This window comes from Bradyrhizobium sp. LA2.1 (assembly GCF_040547725.1).
Taxonomy (GTDB): Bacteria; Pseudomonadota; Alphaproteobacteria; order Rhizobiales; family Xanthobacteraceae; genus Bradyrhizobium; species Bradyrhizobium barranii.
In genome coordinates this window covers 1-20954 of record NZ_JBEPQI010000050.1, presented here as the reverse complement: position 1 = coordinate 20954, position 20954 = coordinate 1, and the positions used below count along the sequence as shown (strand labels likewise).

The window sequence follows — 20954 nt, the reverse complement described above, 5'->3', positions numbered from 1 at the left end:
GCACCGGCGCGCGACCGCGCCGATGCTGTCGTCAGGTCGGGAAAGCAGGTTTCAGGCCACCTTGAAATCGTTCCAGCGCTTGTTCATGTACGCGGCCTCGTCCATCAGCGTATTCCAGCACGAGATGTTCTTGACGCGGTCCAGGAACGAGCCGCCGTCACGCTTGGTACCGGTCTTCTCCATCGGCACGCCATAGGGATCGTTGACCACCTCGGGCGCTGGCTGGCCCTCGTACCAGAACGCCCATTCCGCCGGTGTGAGGAACTTCTTCGCGGTCGACGGCACCGGGCTGTAATAGCCGTAACGCGCAACGAAGCCGCCCTGCCAGCCCGAGAGATACCAGTTGAGATATTCGTAGGCCGCGTCGAGCTTCTTGCCGGACAAGTGCTTCATCAGGCCCATGCCGTTACACCAGCCGCGATAGCCTTCCTTGCCGTTCTTGACGTTGACCGGCGCGTAGACGCAGGGGATTTCCTTGACGCGCACGGCGGCGACCGCCGGCGACCACATGGACTGGATGACCACCTCACCCGCCGCCATCAACTGCACCGACTGGTCGAAGGTGGTCCAGGTCGCTCGGAACTGGCCCTGCTTCTTCAGCTCGATCAGCTTGTTGCAGGTAAAGTCTATCTCCTCCTTGGTCATGTTGCCCTTGTTGCCGTACTTGATCAGCCCGGCGCTTTCGAAGCAGAGCGCGGCATCCATGATCCCGATCGCGGGAACGTCGAGAATCGCAGCCTTGCCCTTGAACTTCGGATCGATCAGGTCCTTCCACTCGGTTACTTCATGGCCGACAAGGTCGGGCCGATAACCGATGGAATCGGCGTTGTAGACCTGCGGCAGGAAGGTCGCCCATTCCGTGACGCCGTCATGCAGATCGGTGGAGTCGGGCTTGGAGACATACATCGCCTCGTAGGGCGAAATGCCCTGACGCGGGATCTTGTGACCGTCGATCTCGCCCTTGGTGAAGATCGGCAGGATGTTGTCGAACTCCTTGATTTTCTTGACCTCGATGCCCTGGATCACGCTGCGCTTGGCGGCGAGTTTGGCCTGCCAGCCTTCAAGATCGGCGATATCGACCGTATTAGGCTGGCTTATGAAGCGGTTGATGGCAGCGGAGGTATCAAGGTTCTGCATCGTCACCTTGAAGCCGAGATCCTTGGCCGCCTGGTCGCCGATCGCCTTCACCACCGAATAGGAGACGCCGACATGGCGGAGCTCAATGTCCTTGATCTCCTGCGCCCAGATGGTCGGGAATCCGCGGATCGCATCCGAACCCACAGCTGCGCTCGCAACTGCCGCAGCACCCTTCAACATCGTGCGCCGGCTCAGCTTTTTCGAAGACGTCACTTCCGTTCCCGCCGGATCGGAAGTCGATGTCCGCTTATCCCTGTCAAGCATGGCAACCCTCATTGGTTACGATGAACGCCCGCACCGATCGCCATTGACCGGCTGCGATGTGATCAATTGCGCTCAAAGCTATTGACGGGATTTCGCGAAGTAAAATTGGAAGTAAAAATTCGCCGCATAAACGCGGCTAATGGATTTGTCTGCTGCATCAGCTTTTGGCAACGCGCATAAGAAGGCGCCATGGCTTGTATACAGCCCGCCCCCTGATCGCTCAGGTCGCGTCAAGACAGCAGACAGATCGTATAACGCCTGCGTCGAAGAGCGACCGGACAGCCCCGAACACCAGAGGCAGGCTGTACCGGCGCGGCCGGAGCGAAAGTGGAGGATCGCGCCAAGGACACGGTGTTCACAAGGAGCTGACAGGGGCGCGGTTGCTGCCTTCCGGTTCGGGACAATACGGGCGCCGCCCCCGCCTTTAGGAGCAACTTAATGGCTGATTGCGGCCGGCCCTGCCAGAAGGTGTTTCACACGTCGTTTCCGGCTCACAGACTAATGCGGCTTGGTCGTGAGCTCAGATTTTGCCTCCGACACGTTTCTCCTTCGAACGAGGTCCACATCGTTCGACAATGCTCTTTAGCACAAACGTCGCACGCGTAGGTTGGCGCGGACCTTGGCGTCAGGGATCGAAGCCGGAAGGCCGAGACCGGACAGGGCTCGGTTCACGAGAGCCCGGCCAGCAAGCGAACGCTTGCGAGGGCGCCCAATCAAGGCAGCAACTGCCGGATCCTGTGTGTCATCGCCGGATCATCGAGAACCACCGCCCATTCGAACAAGGCTTGGCGAATTGTGGTGGTAACGATGCCGTGGTGCGCCAAGCGATCTGCGACAAACTGGCGGTCCGTCTCCCTTCGCGCAAACGCGAGATCCGAGAGTAGTCGCATTTCGTAACCCCGTTTAGCACCCTCAAGCGCTGCGATCAGCACCTCTTCCTCCAGAAACCCGCCACCGAGAAAAATGATACCGACGTCTGCCCCCGCAAAGTGAGCGGAAAATCCTGGGTCGCGCCACGGCGACAGAGCGTCGGACTTGAAGTGTTCGATCGAAGCCGCGACCTCCACCGGCAGCAGGTCTGTCAGATATTCGCCGACTGCGATCGACTTTGCGCCAAGAATTTCGTGACAGACCGGGAGCAGCGTCAGGCTTCCACCGCAGCGGACAGGGAAACGCTCTGCTACTCGCGCCGTACTGCCGCGCGCGAGGTTTAGCAAGACAACGCGACTCTGGCGGGGGTCTGCCAGCACAAGCGGGCTCCTTGACGCGCGGTGCCGCGCCCGATCACGCGGCTTTGCGGCCTTCGGGCTGATTGCGCACGACGGGCCCTTCGAGCCCTGCTTGGCGGTACATCGCCTCAAGCGCCAAATCGGAGTCCCGGAGATATCCCGCAAGCGCGCTTGTCTGGCCTAGCTTGCGCGGCTCCGTCAGCCTTTCCAGCGGCCAGCCGGCGCGTCTCAAGATGCGCTCCATCCGCACGTCCGTAACGGTCGCGATTGCGTTTGCACCTTTCGCCCGCATCGTTTCGAGCATTGCCGCGAACAGTACGAACGTCGCACGATTGAATCCGTGTGGGCCAAGCTCAATGGCTCGATCGGTATCCACACAAAACCGCGAGCTCTCCAGGATGAGCTCGCTCCTCGGCGCCTCTTTGTCGCCAAGCAATATTGGAAACGTGTCCGCGAGCATGGTGGGACCGGTGGTCGAAAGCAGCCTCACACACCCCAGGACGTCATAGTCGTCGGAGACGACCAAGACATAGGTCGGTGCCAGCGCATCGTAGATGTCGATCTCCAGATCTCCGGAGACCGAGACCGTCCAATCCAGACGATCCCTGAAAACACGACGGCGCAGGCGGAACATCTGCACCAAGAGGTCGAGTTGGGATCCGGTTTGACGATGATCGAGAGTAACAGCGTGCATGGCAAGCTCCGTTGAGGGAAAGCCCACCAAACCAGAGAGCGGCGCAAGCAGCGCCTGTGTTATTTGACAGGTTCACAACCAAACAGAAGCTTACGCCAGCGAGAGCCAACTCAGCGTCAATTTTTCCACAAGATAGCGGATTGCGATACGCGCTGGCGCGTCAATATAGGGATCTGAAGATGCCTCGTTGCGTCAGGGCAACAGCCGTCGCCGGATCGCCAGCGCAACGCAATGGGTGATCGAAACCGCGTCGAGCTTGCGGCGTGCGTTTTCGAGATGAAATGCCACTGTGCGCGCGGTGACGCCGACAAGCACGGCTGTCTCGGACACTGTCTTGCCGAGAGCGGCCCACGCAAGGCATTGGCGCTCGCGCTGGCTGAGGATCTGGCCCTCCCGCCGTGTCTGGTTCGCGGGGGCTCGCCCACGCAGATGCGTATGGAAATAGAGCCCGAGCAGTTGCACGATGTCATTCGACGTCGCAAGCAGGAGGTCCGGCTCCATCAGGGCATCATCGGTCGCGACCGTAAAGGCCGCCATGCGGCCGAACCCTGCCCTGATCGGCACCGTTATTCCGGACTTGATCCCGAATCCCGTTGCTTCCTCAAAGAAGCGGGATTGCTCACGGTTTCTTGGACGGGTTGATCCGGACGATGCTCCCCAGGTGAACATCGCGTGTTCGGCTCTTGCGCGGAGCACGACCGGATCGAGCCGATGATAGCGGTGGCGCAGATATCGGCTCGTCCAGGATTTCGGGTAGGACGAGATCAGTTTCAGCGAGCTGTCGACAATGCTGAGATAGGCAAACCAGCGAAAGCCGAGACCATGGGATGCTCGCGTGGCAATCCGCTCGAATTCGTCCTCGTCCATGGCCGTCTGAAGGGCGTCAATAAACTCCTGAAAGATGTTCTCCGTCCAGTTCATGATGGGCTGGATCCGACTGTTGCGCTGACGCGACCGGTTGATCCCTCAGGGATCGTTCTTTGAGCCCGAAACTCGGTCTGCGCGCATACGAGCCACGGCCTCAAGCCGCGACGGCTTGAGGCCAATTCTTGACGTCAACGCAGCCCAAGTCGGCTTGCTAATTTAGAGACGGATGCAGGCATCCCAGGGAGACAGCCCTCCCCAATTGACACACACGCTCTGTCTTCGCATGTAGCCCTTCCAGGCATCCGAGCCAGCAGTGCGTCCGCCGCCGGTCTCCTTCTCGCCGCCAAACGCAGCGCCGATGTCGGCGCCGGTCGTCCCCATATTGACCCTTGCGATGCCGCAGTCGCTTCCCGCGGCAGACAGGAACAGCTCGATATTGGATAGATCCGTGCTGTGAATGCCTGACGAGAGCCCCTGAGGTACGCTGTTGTTGATATGAATGGCCTCCTCAAGCGTATCGTAGATAAAGACATAGAGGATCGGAGCAAAGGTTTCCTTCTGAACAGAAGGCAAGTCGTGAGGTAGGCCTGTAATCAGCGTTGGCTCGACATAGTAGCCGGGACGATCGATACGCTTTCCACCAAAGATGACCTTTCCTCCAGCATCCCTTGCGTTTCGAACGGCCCTTTCAAAAAGCATCACTGCGTCGCGGTCCACCAGGGGGCCGACAATCGTTCCCTCCTCCCTGGGATCGCCGACCGTGATCTGACCAAAGGCCTGCTTCAAGAGCTCGATCAGAGGTTTCGCGACCGAACGTTGGACAATGACGCGTCTTGTGCTCGTGCAGCGTTGGCCGGTCGTGCCGACGGCACCGAAGGCGATGCTCCGCGCGGCCAGCGCGAGGTCAGCGGTCTGGTCAACGATACATCCGTTATTGCCTGAGCATTCGAGCAGGTAGCGGCGGCCCAACGTGCTGCCCACGACGTCTGCAACCCTCCGGCCAACGGCACTTGATCCGGTGAACGATACCAAAGCGATGCGCTTATCGTGGATGAGCAGCTCCGCTACACTGTTATCGCCGGGCATGAAAAGCGAGAAGACACCGTCGAGCTCGAGCTCGTTCATCGCCATATTGCAGATCTGCTGCAGGCCAAGCGCGGTGAGTGGCACTTTTGGACTAGGTTTCCAGATGACCGTATTGCCTCCGATAGCAGCAAGGAAGGCATTCTGGGCCCAGACCGATGCCGGGAAGTTGTAGGCTGTGATGACGCCGACGACGCCCAGCGGCAGCCATTGATCGTACATTCGGTGCTTGCTGCGCTGCGATTGTTGAACGAAACCATACATCATGCGCGATTGACCCGCCGCCATCGCAGCCATGTCGATGACTTCGCGGATTTCGGCCTTGGCCTCGCCAATCGCCTTGCCTGTGTCGAGGACGATGAGCGCAGCAAGGTCGTCAAGGTACTCTGCAGCAAGTGAACCTATCCGCCCGACCAGTTCTCCTCGCCTCGGAGCAGGAACGGTTGCCCACTCGGTTTGCGCGGCCTGAGCGCAGCGAATGACGCGCTCGTAGTCGCGCTCGTTGGCGCCAGCGATTTGGGCTACGACCTTGTCTTGAGCCGGGTCGACCGCATCGAACGGGATCCTGCCATCGGTCGGGCTCCATCCGTCGCCATGCGCGTACGTCCCGGAATTCAGAAAGCCGATATCGAAATTCTTCAGTGCCCTCTCAAACATCTCAGCCTCATTTAGTTATTTAACCAACCTAACTATATTGCTATAGATGCGTCACCTGGATGTCAATCGGACCGCGACTCGCATCACGACGTCAAAGGTGAAATCGAAAGCACGAAGATCGACGCGCGGCGGCTGAAGGCAAAAGGGCAAGGCGTCGTTCAGGCTCACTCACAACGGAGGAACATTTGAAAAGTCTCGCGCTCACCCAATACCGGGCTCCCCTCGAATGCGTCGAAACATCTACGCCCGTCCCGAAGGGCAACGAAGTCCTTCTCAGGGTCAACGCCTGTGGCGTTTGCCATACCGACCTTCATATCTGGGAAGGCGGCTATGACCTGGGCGGGGGCAAGATGATGAAGATGTCCGACCGGGGACAAAAGCTGCCGCACACCATGGGCCACGAGGTCGTTGGCACGGTGGTTGCGGCGGGCGAAGACGCCATGCGTCTCGCTGAAATGGGCAGAACCTATTTGGTCTATCCTTGGTTTGGATGTGGAGAGTGCCAGGTCTGCAAGAGCTCCGACGAGCATCTGTGTCCGACTCCACAATATCTAGGCGTATTGCGACCAGGCGGCTATGCCGACCACGTCCTGGTCCCCCACCCCCGATACCTCATCGATATTCCTGCGATCCCGCCGGAGCAGGCTGCGCCCTATGCGTGCTCGGGGCTGACGGCGTATTCCGCCCTGAAGAAGCTCGGCCCCGACCGCCTGGGAAAGCCGATCCTGATTGTCGGGGCCGGCGGGCTCGGCCTGATGTGCCTATCTCTGTTGAAAGCGATGGGGCGGTCCGGCGCGATCGTCGCGGACATTGATCCCGATAAGCGCAGTGCGGCGCTGGCAGCGGGTGCCATTGCGGCTCTTGATCCTACGAAAGATGACTTTGCCAAACTCCTTGCCGAGAGCGCCCAGGGAGGCATTCATGCGATCATCGACTTCGTCGGATCGCCGGCTTCATGGGATCTCGCCATGGCGACCCTCGCCAAGGGCGCAATCTATGTAATCGTCGGTCTCTTTGGCGGCGAGCGCACGCTATCGCTGGCAACAATGCCCTTAAGGGCCATTACGGTGTCCGGCTCATTCGTTGGTAGCCGACGAGATCTGATCGAGCTGATGAGTCTGGTGCGGACAGGCGTGGACCAAATGCCGATTGTGACCAGGCCGCTTGATCGGGCTCATGAGACACTGTCCGATCTCAGGGAGGGCCGCGTTGTCGGACGAGCTGTCCTGGTGCCGGATCATCCGTCGTAATGGCAGTGGCTGGACGGTGCCGACGATCGGGCACCGTCCAGCCGTGTTCAATCTCCGGTACGCTGATCAAACAGAGTCCAGTGTCCGCCTTTGGCCTCAAGTACGTAAATGGGCTTGATCGCGTCACCATTCTCCCGAAATGTGATTTTTCCACCGAGAGCCGGGTAATCCTTCATTTTCCGCAGTTCGTCCCTGACAGCGGTGCGCTCAGCAGCGATTTTGGACGGCTCGCCCGTCACGCCAGCGCGCTTCATGGCCTCCGCATAGAGGTAGACAATATCGTAGCTGGATATATCAGTCTGATTTGGCACCGTCCGGCCGATTTTGGCGGCTTCTGCCCGGGTCGCAAATGACCTTGCAAAGGCCCGGACGGCATCGTTGAGATCGCTATAGAAGGGTGAGCCAATGATCGTCCCCTCGCCCGCATCTCCAAACCGGACCGGCAAGTCGGGATCGCCGACCGTCGTGCCTGCGAACAGGCGAGCGCTAACGCCCTGCCGTTTCATCTCCTTGGCCAGATTGATCATGGCCTCGGGGGGAGCCCCAACGCCGACGATATCGGGCTTCAGCTGGGCGAGCTTCGAGACCTGAGCCGACATGTCGAACGCCTTGTACGGAAAATCGACGAATCCGCCGACGGGGACTTCGACTTTAATCAGCGCCTCCGGCAGCACCGTGGTGCCGACCGCCTTGGATACGGCGTCGTCGGTCGCGTACGCAATCGCCGCAGTCCCCATGCTGAGATTCTTGGCGCGCATGGCCTTGAGAACCATCTCGATGACCAGGCCTTCATCGACAGTATTGCGGAAAGCATACTTGAATGGGGCCGCTACTCCAGGTGCGGAAGATGACATCGACATCTGGACGATCCCGAGCCGTTCTCCGGCCGAAAATGCCACGCGCGCCTCGCTCGACGAGAATGGGCCGACGATGGCAAGGGCCCCGTTGTCACGAGCGAACTGCTCCACCGCGAGCACCGATTGCTTGGGGTCACCGGCCGTATCGAATTTCACGAGCCGGATTGCGGATCCGTTGACGCCGCCAGCGCGATTAATCTCGTCAACGGCCATATCGACGGCAATTTCGTTTGCGTTCGCCACACTTACGAACGTACCGGTCCTGGCCATCGACAAGCCGATGACCAACTCCCTTTCGTGCCCATACGCCGCCGACGCAAGCGCGCTTGCAATTACGATTCCCGCCAGAATTCTTCTGTATTTCATGAACGCCTCCCTGCTGACTTCCTCTTGTGATCAATCTCCGTAACCTCGCGAGCCGCGCCGCCGAGATAGGCTTCCTGAAGGCGAGCGCTGCCAGCGATGGCGGCAGCATTCCCCTCGACGGCCACTCGGCCCAATTCCAGCACTGTCGCGCGGTGAGCGATCCTCAGAGCATTTGCGGTGTTCTGCTCAATCAGCAGCACGCTGAGCCCCTCGCGATTGTATTCCCGGATGAGCTCGAACAGCTTCGAGACAAACAAGGGTGACAGGCCGAGCGATGGTTCATCCATCATCAGGAGTTGTGGTTTCGCCAGCATTGCGCGGCCGAGCGCAAGCATCTGCTGTTCCCCACCAGATAAGCATGATGCATCATGATTTCGGCGCTGCGCGAGATTTGGAAACCGATCATAGATGCCATCGATCTCACGCCGTACGGCAGTCTTGTCCTGCCGCATATGGGCGCCAAGAAGCAGGTTTTCTTCGATCGTCATGGACACCAGGATCCGCCGGCCCTCCGGCACGAGAACGAGCCCGGTGTCGATGCGACGGTGAATCGGCCAGCGGGTGATGTCCGCGCCGGCGAAAGTAATCCTGCCATTCGCTGGCGAGACCATTCCGAGAATTGAATGGAGCAGAGTGCTCTTGCCGGCCCCATTTGCACCGACAACGGTCACGATCTCACCATGCGCGACTTGCAGCGAAACACCGATGAGCGCCTCGACCCGCCCGTAACACGCCGACATTTGCTCAATGTCGAGGATCAATCCGCTCATGCCGCCTGCTCCGCCCCAAGATAAGCTTCACGAACTTGCTCATCCGTCCTCACCTGGTCGAATGATCCTTCTGCGATTTTGCAGCCAAAGTTCAGCACGACAATTTTCTCGCAGACCGATCGGATGAACTGCATGTCGTGCTCGATCACGAGAAGGGTTACTCCCCGCTCCTTCAGAATATCGAGATGGCTATGCAATTCGCGTGTTTCCGATGCATTGAGACCCGCAGCCGGCTCGTCGAGCATCAAAACCGAGGGCGACGACAGGGTTGCCCGGATGAGATCCACGCGCTTGCGGATCCCGTAAGGGAGCAGACCTACGGGTTCATCGGCATACTGACCTAGACCGAACGCCGAAAGCTCGGCCTTGGCCGCGCAGATCCACTCGTGATCCCGAACCAATCGAAATGGCCGCATCACATCGAAAGGCCGCGTCAGTGTGACGTGCTGGCCGATGAGCAGATTATCGATCACTGACAGACGGGGGATCAGGCGGATATTCTGAAAGCTGCGAGCGATTCCGCGCTTGATCCGATAGCGTGACGGAAGATTCACGATATCCGAGCCGCGAAACCGAATGCTTCCCGAAGTGACCGGGTACACACCGCTGATGAGGTTGAAGACGGTCGTCTTCCCGGCACCATTGGGACCGATCAGTGCGGTTGCTGTTCGCTCCGGCACGTCGAAGGAGAGTTCGCGAACGACTTCGAGACCGCCGAATGCTTTTGATAGATTTTGCATCGAAAGGAGCATGGTCATGACGCGGTGGTTCCGCCCTGTACTGCGGCCTGCGCGCGCCGACGCGTCAGTCCACGAGTGATCAGCCCTTGCGGACGCAGGGCCATGAAGAGGATGATGAAAAGTGCAAAGATCGCATATCGCCACTGCGAGCTGGACCTCAGTGCTTCCGGCACAATCGTGAAGATCGCGGCACCGACGAGAGGCCCCAAAACTGATTGGGTCCCTCCGAGCAATACGTAGAGCACGGTGTAGGTGCTCAGCATCACGCCGAAGTACTGCGCCTCGACGTAGTTGAAGTAGTGCGCATAGAGTGCCCCGCCTACGCCGGCGATGGTCGCGCCAGCCGTCAGTGCGGCGACACCAAGGGCCTTGACATTCAGGCCCAGGAGATCGGCGACCAATGGATCATTCTTCACGGCCGCGAGATAGATCGGCACTCGTGTCGTCGACATCAGATATACGAGCGAGACGACTACCACCGTCACGGCGACGACCGTAGAGGCCTCGATGTGGGTCGAGACGGGATAGCCGGCGGCACCGCCGACAACTTCCAGATTAAGCATTATCGCGCAGATGACCTGTCCCAAAGCAAAGGTCGCAAGGGACAGATAAATGCCCTGGGTCCTTAGGATTGGCATCGCAACCACGAACGCCAGAATTGCCGCTGTCCCCCCGCCAGCCGCTATAGCGGCAAGGGCCGGCCATCCGCACACGTTGGTGAGATATGCAGAAGCGTAGGCCCCGATCGCCATGAATCCCGCGATTCCGAGATTGAGCTGTCCCGCGGCCATGGGCAGGTAGACGCCGTAAGCGGCGATGGTGTTGAGGGCAAGAAGCACGATGAGCCCGGTCAGATAGCCCGACATCAGAGCTTCTCCCTGGCGACGGCCATGCCAAAAAGCCCGTCAGGCTTTATGATCAGCAAAGCCAGGAGCAAGCCGTAGACGCCGATATTGACGAAGTCGGCACCAAGGAACTGCGTCGACAATATCTCGACGAGCCCGATCAGCAGGCCGCCAGCGACCGCTCCCCAGATGTTGCCCATGCCGCCAATGATCATTGCGCTGATACCCTTGAACCCGATGCTCTCCCCCATGGACGAGGACACCTGCAGGTAGCTAATCGCGAAGAGGATGCCACCGGCGCCTGTAAACAGCGCACTCAGCACGAACACTCTGGGGACGACGGAGCCGACATTCACACCGAGAATCGATGCCGTGCGGCGGCTTTCGGCGATCGCCCTGACCTGACGCCCGAGGTTCGTGAACCGCAACGACAGGGACAGTGCGATCACAAACGCGAGCGAAAGTGCCAGACTTAGAAACTGAGCTCCGCCGACGATGATCGAGCCCGCTCTGAAATTAAAATCCGCAATGATCGCGGGATAGGATTGTTGATCAGATCCCAACCACAAGACGATCAGGTTCTCGAGGAGAGCCAGGAATCCCAATGAGCTGACGAGAGGAACCTCCGGGTCGCTGTCGCTGCTCGGCCGATAAGTCAGGAAATAGACGGCGACTCCCACGACGGCGCTCGCCATTAGCGCGAAGCCGAACGCGAGCAGCCAGTGCTGGCCGCTCTTCAGCGCGGCCCACGAAACCATTCCTGCAACCATGAAAATGCCAGGAATAGAAAAATTGAGGAAGTTGAGAACACCGATCGCCAGCGTAAAGGCGACGGCGACCATCACGTACACGCCCCCGAGCATGAGGCCATTAACAATTTGCTGAGCAATCATGGCCGCTCCGTTATTTCGATCGAGGCAGACTTATCGAGATATCGCTTCACCATATCGAGCAGCTCCCGGGAGATCAGACGCCGCTTGCGCGATACGATGAATGCTCAGGCGAAATGTCCGTCCCTGCGATCTCGGGGCTGAGAAGCGTCCCCTTGGGCAGCGAGAGCGCATGAGCGGCTATCTTGCCGGCCGTCGTGATCCAGACCTTGTCGCGGTGGGAGGCGATGTGCGCGAGCGCGCGCCGCAACTTTCGGGTTCGGTGCGGCTGGCCCATGACAAAGGTGTGGAGTGCGGCCGAGAAGACGAGCGGATATTTCTCGGAGTCCTGCAATTGCTGATCGAAAGCATCGACCAGAAGATCGGCAAACTCGGCGTCGCTGACCCTTCTATTGAAGACGGCCGGCAGATCATTCAGCTCCATAGATGGATACGGCACGCTGAGAATGGGGCCGAGATCCGTTCTGAACAGCTGCGGCTGCTCGTCGTAGAACCAGTCGAGCATGTAGCCGAAGCCTTGCTCGACCAGCAGCTCTGGAGTTTTCGTGCTCTGCGAGATGAAGGGTCCGAGCCACCCCTGCGGCGCCGCCCCCTCTTCCTTTTCGAAGCGGAGCCGAACCTCTCTCAGCATGTCGCGTTCCTCGGCCTCGGTCATGTCGATCTGCCGCTCCGAATTGGTGCGACCGTGACCGACGAACTCGTCGCCCCGCCGTCGAAACGCAGCCATGAGCTCGGGATAGGCATCGTAGACGGCGGTATTGGCGAGCACCGAGAGCGGAATGTCGAACTCCTTGAAGAGATCGATCAGGCGCCAGATCACCAACCCGATTACCAAAGTCGCGGTAAGCATAGCCGCGATGAAACGGCGGAGCCGGCATGGTCGTGAAGTCCGGTCCAGGGTTTCGGCCGAACTCGAATGCTTCGATATTGATTGCAAAATAAACGGCAAGTCTCCTGCCACCGGGCCAATCGTAGGTCGGCCGCTGTGTGATTGGCACGAACGGATAACGATCCATCTTTGTATCAAACTTGGCCATGGGCCCTCCTCGCTTCCTCTATTGACCGCCACGCTATCCGACGATATTTAATTTTGCAAACTAATTTTATAAAGGAGATCTGACGTGCGACCGTGGGACGGCATCATCACTGACGAAGATCGACGAGCTTACGATGCAGCCGGATTCGGCCGCTCGGCGGGCATGGGGCGCAGGCCTGCGCTTCTCATTATCGACGTGCAGTATCGAACGACCGGCTCGTTGCCGTTGCCGTTTTGGCAAGCGGTCGAGGAATATCCGACGTCATGCGGCGAGGTCGCATGGCAGGCCGTTAAGCACATCAGCACAGTGCTGGAACTATTTAGAAGGAAACGTTGGCCCGTCCTCTTTCCACATGTCGCGCCGAAGGTCCTGCAGGACGGCGGCCGGCTTGCGGCAAAAGTCCCCTCGATCATGACGATTCCGCCCGTCGGCTACCGCTTTGTCCGGGAAGTCGCGCCGATCGACGGCGATATACTGATACCGAAGAAACAACCCAGCGCCTTCTTTGGCACCACTCTGGTGAGCCATCTCGTGGACCTCAAGGTCGACAGCCTCATCATGACGGGTTGCACGACGTCAGGCTGCGTCCGCGCCAGCGTGGTCGACGCCTTCTCCTACAATTTTCACGTCGCCGTGCCGCAGGAGTGTGTCTACGACCGCAGCTCGATCGCTCATGGTGTGAACCTGTTCGACATGGCCCAGAAATACGCTGACGTACTTCCAACCAGCGACCTGCTTAAATCCCTTGAGAGGCTGACGGAGCGCGACGATGTCCAATGATTTTGAGTACGGATCCGGCGGCATTGTTGGCTTCGCCCCGCCACAGTCCAATCCGACCGTAGAGCCTGAAATGGCCGCACTTATGCCACCGGACGTGCTGAGCCTCACCACACGGCTCCGCGGTGATCCCGTCGACGCCCGGAAGAGGTTTTCAGACTATTTGTTCAATCTGGGGGAGAGCCTCGAGGGGTTTGGCGCAATCAGGCTCGGAGCCTTTGGCTTCGCCTGCACCGCAACGACCTACCTGCTGGGTCATGACGAGGTGCGCCGGAAGTTCGAGCAGCTCTCCCGGCTATATGGCTACCCTATTCTCTCTTCGGCCGAAGCCATTGAGCTTGCTCTCGCCGAGCTCGGGGCGCGGCGCATTGCCCTCTTTGGACCCTACCCGGGCTGGCTGCAGGAGGCATCATTCTCGTTCTGGTCACAGGCCGGCTTTGATCTGACGGCGAAAGGGGGAATTGACCTCGGCTCCAGTGACACGCTTAACATATATAAGCTACGCGCCTCCAAGGTTGTCGAAGCGGTCCTGCACCTGGACTGGCACTCGGCCGACGCGATTGTCCTGACCGGCACTGGCGCCCCGACCTTGCGGGCCATACCAGACATCGTCCGCGCCACAGGCAAGCCGGTGCTTTCCTCCAATCTTTGCCTCGGCTGGGCGGTCCTCAAGGCGATTGGCCACAAGGCCGCTCTCCCTGTTGGCATGGGCCAAAGCATGCTAATCGACGATTGGCCCGCGCGGGCGGCACGATAGCGATTCGTACGCTACGGCCTTCTGAGGAACAGTTGAGATGACAAAGTCGAGGGAGCGCGTATCGAAGGCCAAGCCAGGTGCGGCAGTCACCCGGCCTCGCGCCCCCAAACTACCGCCGACGATTTCCCGCGCCACGCTCATGGTCGATGGGACTGACATGCTGGTGCGGAGGATCACCCATCAGCATTTCGTGCTTTCCAGCCTGCTTGAGACCGTTCGTAGCGGATTTGCCTCTCTGGTCGGCCTTTCCACTTTTCAGTATGTGCTCATGCAGGCCGTGGGACGTCTGACTGATAAGCAGCAATGGACCGTCAGATCGACAGCGCGCGAGATGCATGTGACGGACGCCTATGCAAGCGTTGAGATCGCCGACCTCGTCGAGCAGGGTTATCTGGCCAAGGTCGTCAATCCAGAGGATAGGCGGGTCAGCTTTCTCGAACTTACCGATAAGGGCGTGTCCTCGCTTTCGGCGATTGCGCCCATACAGCAAATGGTCAATGACGCGCTCTACGGGCACCTCGATAGCAATAGCGCCCTCACCTATTCCAACGAGCTAAGCGTCTTGATCTCTCGTGCCGAGAGCGCGATTTCGGTCTTGAACGATGTCGCCGCAGACCAACGCGAGGCTGCGCTGCGCCAGCCAACCAAGCGTCGGCGACGGACAGCAGCGCGATAACCCCAAGGAAGCCTGCTTGACTCCAAGGCCCCATCTATTTATTTAGTTTACCTAACTAACCTTGGAGAGATAAAAATGCTTCGGACCGGCGCCAATTATCTTCGATCGCTGAGAGACGGCCGCAAGATCTACCTCGGTGGCCACCTCGTTGATGACGTGACCACCCATCCTGCCTTCCGCAATTCGGCTCAAAGCTTCGCGCGCCTGTTCGATCTGAAATGTAATCCGGATCATTTCGATCGACTTTCCTTCTCGGAAGGCGGTCAGCGTCATAGTTTCTATTTTAAGCAGCCGCGTAGCCGCCAAGACCTCGAATTCCGCACGGCCGGGCACAAAGCGTGGGCCGATGCCAGCTACGGACTGTTCGGTCGATCCCCAGATCACGTTGGATCTTTCATTACCGGGATGACCTGTCGGCCCGAAGTGTTCGACGTTCCGAACCATGGCTTCAAACAATACCTCCTCGACTATTACACCTACATCCGCGACAACGATCTCTATGTCAGCTATGCGACCCACCCTCCTCAGGGCGCGCGCAACTACTCATCTGACGCCGGCTCGTCGTTCTTCAAGTCGCCGGCACTTCATGTTTCGGCCACGGACGACGAGGGGATCACTCTCCACGGCATGAAGACACTCGCGACCGGAGGCGCGTTTTGCGACGAGATCTGGATCGGTAACCTGACGCCACTAGCCCCTGACCGGATCAAGGAAGCCGTGACCTGTGCGGTACCGGCCAATGCGCCGGGACTATCGCTCTGGTCGCGACGATCGATGGAGCAGGCCGCACCGAACACATTCGACTACCCCCTCTCCTCTCGCTTTGACGAGAGCGATTGCATGCTCGTCTGCGACAACGTGAAAGTCCCATGGTCACGCGTCTTCACGATCGGAAACGTCGACCTCAGTCGCGCGATCTACATGGAAACGGGTGGGCACTACTTCGGAAACCATCAATCGAACGTACGCTTCTGGGCAAAACTTCAATTGATCGTCGGGCTTGCGAACAAGATTGCAAAATCTGCCGGCGTCCGCGGAATTCCCGCCGTTCAGGAGACACTCGGAAAACTTGCGGCCATGGAGGCGACGATCGCCGGCTTGATCGCTGGCCAGGTCGCCGATCATCAGCCCGTTGGCGACGGTATGTCGTGGTCAATCAGCGTTACATGTACGCCGCTCTCAGCTGGTGCCAGGACAATTATGGGCTGATCTGCGCGACCGTAAGAGAGTTGATGGGCGGCGCCATCTTCCAGATGCCAGCCGACATCTCAATCGTCGGAAACGATCAAATGAACGCTCTTTTTGAGACTTATTGGTCGACTGAGCATGAGAGCGCGCTGGATCGGATGAAGCTCTACAAGCTGGCCTGGGATCTATTGGCCTCGGAGTTCGGGGCCCGACACGTTCAATATGAGAACTTCTATGCGGGGCCGCCATTCCTCGTTCGGGCCCATAGCATGAGGCTCGCACCCTGGGCATCGCTTGATCAGACCGTCGACAAGCTGATGGCTAGCTACGACCTGCCCGCGAACAGCGCGTCATTTCACCATACCCAGCAAATCGAGGCCGCGATCCTTGCTGAATAGCAGGAGCCTGATCTGCCAAGTCCGCAAGGCGATTCGAAGCAAGATACGAACCACGCTTGCCAAGCGCAGACACCTGCAGCCGACCTGAGAGAGTATAGCCATGACTTTCAACAATCGACAGTTCCGTGATGCGCTTGGCCACTTCCCGACCGGAGTCATCGTTGTAACCGCAACGACCGACGAGGGCGAGCGACTGGGCATGACCATGAGTTCGTTTAACTCGGTATCGCTAACTCCTCCTCTCGTAGCCTTCAGCATTCACCTCGAAGCTGCGAGCCTGGTCAAATGGCGGTTATGCCGTCGGTACGCCATAAACGTACTCGGCGAAGAGCAGGGCCATCTGTCCGATCGCTTTGCGCGCGCAAAATCCGGCAAATGGGACGACATATCCGCGATCGATGGACAGTTTGGTACCCCACTCCTTCCCGACGTGCTGGTCGCGCTGGAGTGCGAACAATATGCCCGACACGACGGCGGGGACCACGAACTCTTCATCTCTCGGGTGCTCGCCATTCACGAAAGCCCGAGAACGTCCCGACACCCCCTGGTCTTTCAGAGAGGCCGTTATTGGTCACTTCAAAAAGACCAATGCGCGTAGAAGGCGATTGGCATGTGGCAGATCCCCTTGCTCGCTATTGGCGGATACTGCGCCCTGGTCGTCCATGAGCTTGGCCATCTGCTTGCTGCCCGCGCCTTCGGCATCATGCAGTGGTCGTGACCATTGGACTGGGTCCAACGATCGATCGACTTTCCGATGGATCAGGCACGATTCGGGCCTTGGTTCTGCCTGTTCGGTCAACGTGCGGCTTCTTTGACGGACCCGAGTCTCTCAAGCGAACAAAGCCGAACACTCGCCCCTCAATCGGTCGCCTTCTCGATTCCACGGCGTGCAGCCATTCTAATCGCGGGGCCGTTCTCAAACGTAGCGTTCGCGTGCGCCCTGTTGCTGGTCATCCATGCTTGGGATCCAAACTTCGCCGGTCCCCACCTTGGGAAGGCCGGCAGCGAAATAGCGAGTGCTCTCAGCGTCGTCGCGCTCAAATGGCCGGTGAGGCCCGCAGGGGCGTGCTGACGTTGCGAAGGATCCGTCAACGGCCTCAGAGGTATTTCGCCAGCAGCTTGAACTCTTTGAGCGTCGCCCTGCCCTTCGCCCCCGCGGCGGGGAAGGATCGTTCAAGACTATGACTGAGATGATCGTGGACCAGCATCTTTTTGGCGTTCTCGATCGCTCCTTCCACCGCCTGCAATTGTTGGGCGATCTGGGCGCAAGGCCGATCCTGTTCGATCATCTCTATAATCGTTTCGAGATGGCCATGTGCGCGTTTCAGGCGGCGGGCAATCGAGCTGTGAGGATGATCTTTCATGGCATCTCCTATCCTCCGGGGAGGATACGTCATATCCTCCCTGGAGGATAGAACGATGTGCTTGACTCCGCGCGATCGCAGGCATATTGGGCCAGTCACCGTCTGGAACATTCCGTTCCCGACGGATCACAACCAGACGAAGAGCTATGGGCAGTACCACCTATGGCGCCGCGCTCCCCGAAGGAGCAACGCAGCCGCAGAACATAAGCGTCCGCGAAAGCGGCGGCAGCGATAGGAATTACGGCCGCAAATAGGCGGTCTCGTTCCGCTCACTGACCTGCCGCGTCATGCGGAGGTGGAGGTGAGCGATGTTGAAGGTAATCGCACGAATTCAGTTGCGCGGACTTTGCCGCTTTGCGCGCAGAGCAAGCGGTCCCTTTCCCGCCAACGACAATCTACGCGTCCACAACGTTGGCCGATCGATCCGCCCGCGGCTTTTCTGCCGCTGGTCGACGGACGACGATGGACTGGTCTGCCATTGGTCCGAGGAGATGATCGTGGCACCAGGATTGCCGCGCCAATGGTCGGCGTCTGAGCCGCTTCAGACATCCTGGATTGGATCTGGCGCGTAAGCCGTCGCCGATGGTGAGCCCGATGATCAAGGCACTTTTCGCACGACTGCGACGCCTAGTGGCGGCGGCCATCCTTCGGATGGCCAGCCGAACTCTGCATTGCGCCATGATCCTCCACGGTCAGCGACGGATTTCCCATCAAGGTCTTCGAGCGGTCCTGTCCGGAACACGCTGGCTGGGACGGCTAGGCGCCTGGCTCGCTTTGGGACAGCGGCGCAAGCAGTGATCGGCGGCTGCCGATGCACGGAGGTTTGGAATGAAGCGATTTCTTGCCATTGGAAGCGTACTCACGGGCTTGGGATGCCCCCAGCCGCATGCCGCCGATCTGCCGTTGAAGGCACGAACGGCGAAGACCCTCTACGACTGGACCGGCTTCTATGTCGGCGGCCATTTCGGCTACGGCGATGCGAGCTTTGGGCCCGGCACCTACCCGCTGCCCGAGCAGGGAATGATCCTGCCGTCCAGCGCGACCGGCCTCTCCGGCGGCTACCAGCTTGGCTACAATCGCCAGCTCGCAAACCGTGTCGTGCTCGGCATCGAGGCGGACTCCACCTTCACCGGTCCGCGCGACGTCGTCGCACATGAACGCTCACCGACCCCCTTCAACACCACGATCGACTATGTCGGCACCGTGCGCGGCCGCATCGGTTATGCCTTCGACCGCTTCATGCCTTTCGTCACCGGCGGTTTCGCCTGGGGCCATACGCATATCAACATCAACGATGCCGATGGTGTCTCGGAGCTGTTTCCGGTCGGAAAGTATCAAACCGGGTGGACGGCGGGCCTCGGCCTTGAATTCGCTGTCAGCGGCAATTGGACCGCAAAGGCCGAATACGACTACGTCGCGCTGTCGCGGCGAACCTACGACCTCAGCGGCTTTGGCCTCGCCAATGTCGATGTCGAACCACGCGTCCACCTGTTCAAGCTCGGCCTGAACTATCATTTCGGCGATACGCCGTGGATGGCGCCGATCAACGGCAAGACGAAGCTGCCGGAGTCCGGCGACTGGAATGTCCACGCGCAGACGACCGTGCTGCCGCAGGGCTACGGGCCGATCCACTCGCCCTATGCGAGCCCGCAGAGCCTTCCCGGCAGCGGCCAGTTTCAGGCGACGTGGACGACGACCGCGTTCCTCGGCGCGCGGCTGTGGGACGGCGGCGAATTCTACTTCAATCCCGAGCTGGCGCAGGGCTTTGGTCTCAACGGCACGCTCGGACTTGCCGGCTTCTCCAACGGCGAAGCCCAGAAGGCCGGCGCGCCGTTCCCGAAAATCCGTCCGCAGCGCTACTACTTCAAGCAGACCTTCGGCCTCGGCGGCGGGCAGGAAGAGGTGGCCGACGCGCCCAACCAGCTCGCCGGCAAGCGCGACATCGACCGCGTGACCGTGATCGTCGGCCGCTTTGCCGTCGGCGACTTCTTCGACGGCAATTCATATGCAAAAGACCCGCGCGCCGACTTCATGAACTGGGCGATGTGGTCGTCGGGGGCGTACGATTTCCCCGCCGACCTGCCCGGCTATACGCGCGGCGCCGTGGTCGAGCTCAATCGCAAGGACTGGGCGGTGCGCGGCGGACTGTTCCAGGTCCCCGATGCGCCCAACAGCGATACACTGGTCTACAAGATGGGCGGCGCGGTCGTCGAATTCGAGGAGCGCCATTCGATCTTCGAGCAGCCGGGCAAATTGCGTGTCGGCGTCTTTGCCAATGGCGGCAACAGCGCGAACTATCGCGAAGTCCTGACACTGGCGGCCGCCAACCCTGCGCTCAACATCAACGACATCGCCACCGCAACCCAGCGCATCCGCTCCAAATACGGCTTCTACGTCAATCTCGAGCAACAGATCGTCAACGACGTCGGGCTATTCGCCCGCGCGAGTTGGAACGACGGCCAGAATCAGATCCTCTCCTTCACCGACATCGACCGCAGCATCTCGGGCGGCCTGTCGATCAAGGGCAGCCGCTGGGGACGGCCGGACGACACGGTTGGCATCGGCGGCGCCATCAACGGCTTGTCGGCCGGGCATCGCGACTTCCTTGCCGCCGGCGGCATCGGCCTCCTGATCGGCGACGGCCAGCTCAACTATCGCACCGAACGGATCCTCGAAGCCTACTACGCCTATTCGGTGATCAAGGGCGTGACGATGACCGCCGACTACCAGCTCGTCGTCAATCCCGCCTACAACGCCGATCGCGGCCCGGTCTCGATCTTCTCGGGCCGCTTGCACGCGGAATTCTAACTGAGAGGACCGCATCTTGAGGCTACAGGATATTCGCAGAACCACAATCGCATTGGCAGCACGTCCCAATATCTGGGACGTAGTGATGCTCACTCTCGTCATCGGCGCCATGGTCCTGATCGTCTATGGCGGCAAGCAGACCACGGCGCCGCTGTCCGAGCTCGAGCGCGCGCCGGTCTCGCTCGATCCGGCAAACCTGCCGCTCTACGCCTTGCGCACCGTCTTACGGATGCTGCTCGCCATCGTCTGTTCGACGGTCTTCACCTTCATCTACGCGGCGATCGCAGCCAAGAGCCGGCG

Annotated in this window: 18 protein-coding genes and 2 pseudogenes; 8 read left to right on the top strand and 12 right to left on the bottom strand. The window is 59.7% G+C overall.

Annotation, left to right across the window (positions count from 1 at the left end; translation table 11 throughout):
- Nucleotides 1-51 precede the first annotated feature (51 nt).
- The 5 genes from ABIB95_RS45720 to ABIB95_RS45700 all read right to left on the bottom strand — a co-directional run bounded on the left by ABIB95_RS45720 (nucleotide 52) and on the right by ABIB95_RS45700 (nucleotide 5931).
- The gene (locus ABIB95_RS45720; protein ID WP_063984055.1) at nucleotides 52-1401 is read right to left on the bottom strand and encodes an ABC transporter substrate-binding protein; all 1350 of its coding nucleotides are present in this window, start codon (nucleotides 1399-1401) and stop codon (nucleotides 52-54) included.
- A 713-nt stretch (nucleotides 1402-2114) separates the two neighbouring features.
- Nucleotides 2115-2651: a cysteine hydrolase family protein gene (locus ABIB95_RS45715; RefSeq protein WP_354249011.1), complete on the bottom strand. Its 537-nt coding sequence runs from the start codon at nucleotides 2649-2651 to the stop codon at nucleotides 2115-2117.
- Between the two features lie 34 nt (nucleotides 2652-2685).
- The gene (locus ABIB95_RS45710) at nucleotides 2686-3264 is read right to left on the bottom strand and encodes an acyl-homoserine-lactone synthase (RefSeq protein WP_354249016.1); all 579 of its coding nucleotides are present in this window, start codon (nucleotides 3262-3264) and stop codon (nucleotides 2686-2688) included.
- Nucleotides 3265-3516: 252 nt separating this feature from the next.
- Nucleotides 3517-4245 (bottom strand): autoinducer binding domain-containing protein, encoded by a 729-nt coding sequence (locus ABIB95_RS45705; protein ID WP_354249010.1) that lies wholly within the window; start codon nucleotides 4243-4245, stop codon nucleotides 3517-3519.
- 162 nt (nucleotides 4246-4407) lie between these two features.
- Entirely contained in the window at nucleotides 4408-5931 is a 1524-nt protein-coding gene (locus tag ABIB95_RS45700) for an aldehyde dehydrogenase family protein (protein WP_354249009.1), read from the bottom strand.
- 185 nt (nucleotides 5932-6116) lie between these two features.
- On the opposite strand from ABIB95_RS45700, the gene ABIB95_RS45695 reads away from it, so the two are divergent.
- Nucleotides 6117-7181, top strand: a complete 1065-nt coding sequence (locus tag ABIB95_RS45695; protein WP_028159876.1) for an alcohol dehydrogenase — start codon at nucleotides 6117-6119, stop codon at nucleotides 7179-7181.
- Nucleotides 7182-7228: 47 nt separating this feature from the next.
- On the opposite strand, the gene ABIB95_RS45690 is transcribed toward ABIB95_RS45695, so the two are convergent.
- The 6 genes from ABIB95_RS45690 to ABIB95_RS45665 form a co-directional block, all read right to left on the bottom strand.
- Nucleotides 7229-8404 (bottom strand): ABC transporter substrate-binding protein, encoded by a 1176-nt coding sequence (locus ABIB95_RS45690; protein WP_354249008.1) that lies wholly within the window; start codon nucleotides 8402-8404, stop codon nucleotides 7229-7231.
- On the bottom strand, nucleotides 8401-9174 hold the full coding sequence (locus tag ABIB95_RS45685) for an ABC transporter ATP-binding protein (RefSeq protein ID WP_354249007.1): 774 nt from the start codon (nucleotides 9172-9174) through the stop codon (nucleotides 8401-8403). Before ABIB95_RS45685 ends, ABIB95_RS45690 begins: the two co-directional genes overlap by 4 nt.
- Entirely contained in the window at nucleotides 9171-9932 is a 762-nt protein-coding gene (locus ABIB95_RS45680; RefSeq protein ID WP_354249006.1) for an ABC transporter ATP-binding protein, read from the bottom strand. The genes ABIB95_RS45685 and ABIB95_RS45680 overlap by 4 nt, the downstream gene beginning before the upstream one ends.
- Nucleotides 9929-10780, bottom strand: coding sequence for a branched-chain amino acid ABC transporter permease (locus tag ABIB95_RS45675; protein ID WP_354249005.1), 852 nt, complete (start codon nucleotides 10778-10780; stop codon nucleotides 9929-9931). Before ABIB95_RS45675 ends, ABIB95_RS45680 begins: the two co-directional genes overlap by 4 nt.
- Nucleotides 10780-11652, bottom strand: coding sequence for a branched-chain amino acid ABC transporter permease (locus tag ABIB95_RS45670; protein WP_354249004.1), 873 nt, complete (start codon nucleotides 11650-11652; stop codon nucleotides 10780-10782). Before ABIB95_RS45670 ends, ABIB95_RS45675 begins: the two co-directional genes overlap by 1 nt.
- Before the next feature lie 73 nt (nucleotides 11653-11725).
- Entirely contained in the window at nucleotides 11726-12718 is a 993-nt protein-coding gene (locus ABIB95_RS45665; RefSeq protein ID WP_354249003.1) for a polysaccharide deacetylase family protein, read from the bottom strand.
- 52 nt (nucleotides 12719-12770) lie between these two features.
- On the opposite strand from ABIB95_RS45665, the gene ABIB95_RS45660 reads away from it, so the two are divergent.
- The 5 genes and pseudogenes from ABIB95_RS45660 (at nucleotide 12771) to ABIB95_RS45640 (ending at nucleotide 17080) form a co-directional block, all read left to right on the top strand.
- Entirely contained in the window at nucleotides 12771-13466 is a 696-nt protein-coding gene (locus ABIB95_RS45660) for an isochorismatase family protein (RefSeq protein ID WP_354249002.1), read from the top strand.
- On the top strand, nucleotides 13456-14220 hold the full coding sequence (locus tag ABIB95_RS45655) for a maleate cis-trans isomerase family protein (protein WP_354249001.1): 765 nt from the start codon (nucleotides 13456-13458) through the stop codon (nucleotides 14218-14220). Before ABIB95_RS45660 ends, ABIB95_RS45655 begins: the two co-directional genes overlap by 11 nt.
- Before the next feature lie 37 nt (nucleotides 14221-14257).
- A complete protein-coding gene (locus ABIB95_RS45650; RefSeq protein ID WP_135216851.1) occupies nucleotides 14258-14896 on the top strand; it encodes a MarR family winged helix-turn-helix transcriptional regulator in 639 nt (212 codons plus the stop codon).
- Nucleotides 14897-14971: 75 nt separating this feature from the next.
- Nucleotides 14972-16482, top strand: a pseudogene (locus ABIB95_RS45645) (4-hydroxyphenylacetate 3-hydroxylase family protein).
- 100 nt (nucleotides 16483-16582) lie between these two features.
- Nucleotides 16583-17080 carry a flavin reductase family protein gene (locus ABIB95_RS45640; protein WP_354249000.1) on the top strand — a complete coding sequence of 166 codons (498 nt, stop codon included), beginning with the start codon at nucleotides 16583-16585 and terminating at the stop codon, nucleotides 17078-17080.
- 499 nt (nucleotides 17081-17579) lie between these two features.
- On the opposite strand, the gene ABIB95_RS45635 is transcribed toward ABIB95_RS45640, so the two are convergent.
- Nucleotides 17580-17846: a metal-sensing transcriptional repressor gene (locus tag ABIB95_RS45635; protein WP_085404950.1), complete on the bottom strand. Its 267-nt coding sequence runs from the start codon at nucleotides 17844-17846 to the stop codon at nucleotides 17580-17582.
- A gap of 828 nt (nucleotides 17847-18674) precedes the next feature.
- Between ABIB95_RS45635 and ABIB95_RS45630 the strand changes: the two genes are divergently transcribed.
- Nucleotides 18675-20654: a carbohydrate porin gene (locus ABIB95_RS45630; RefSeq protein WP_354248999.1), complete on the top strand. Its 1980-nt coding sequence runs from the start codon at nucleotides 18675-18677 to the stop codon at nucleotides 20652-20654.
- 16 nt (nucleotides 20655-20670) lie between these two features.
- Nucleotides 20671-20954, top strand: a pseudogene (locus ABIB95_RS45625) (sulfonate ABC transporter permease); the annotation flags it as partial.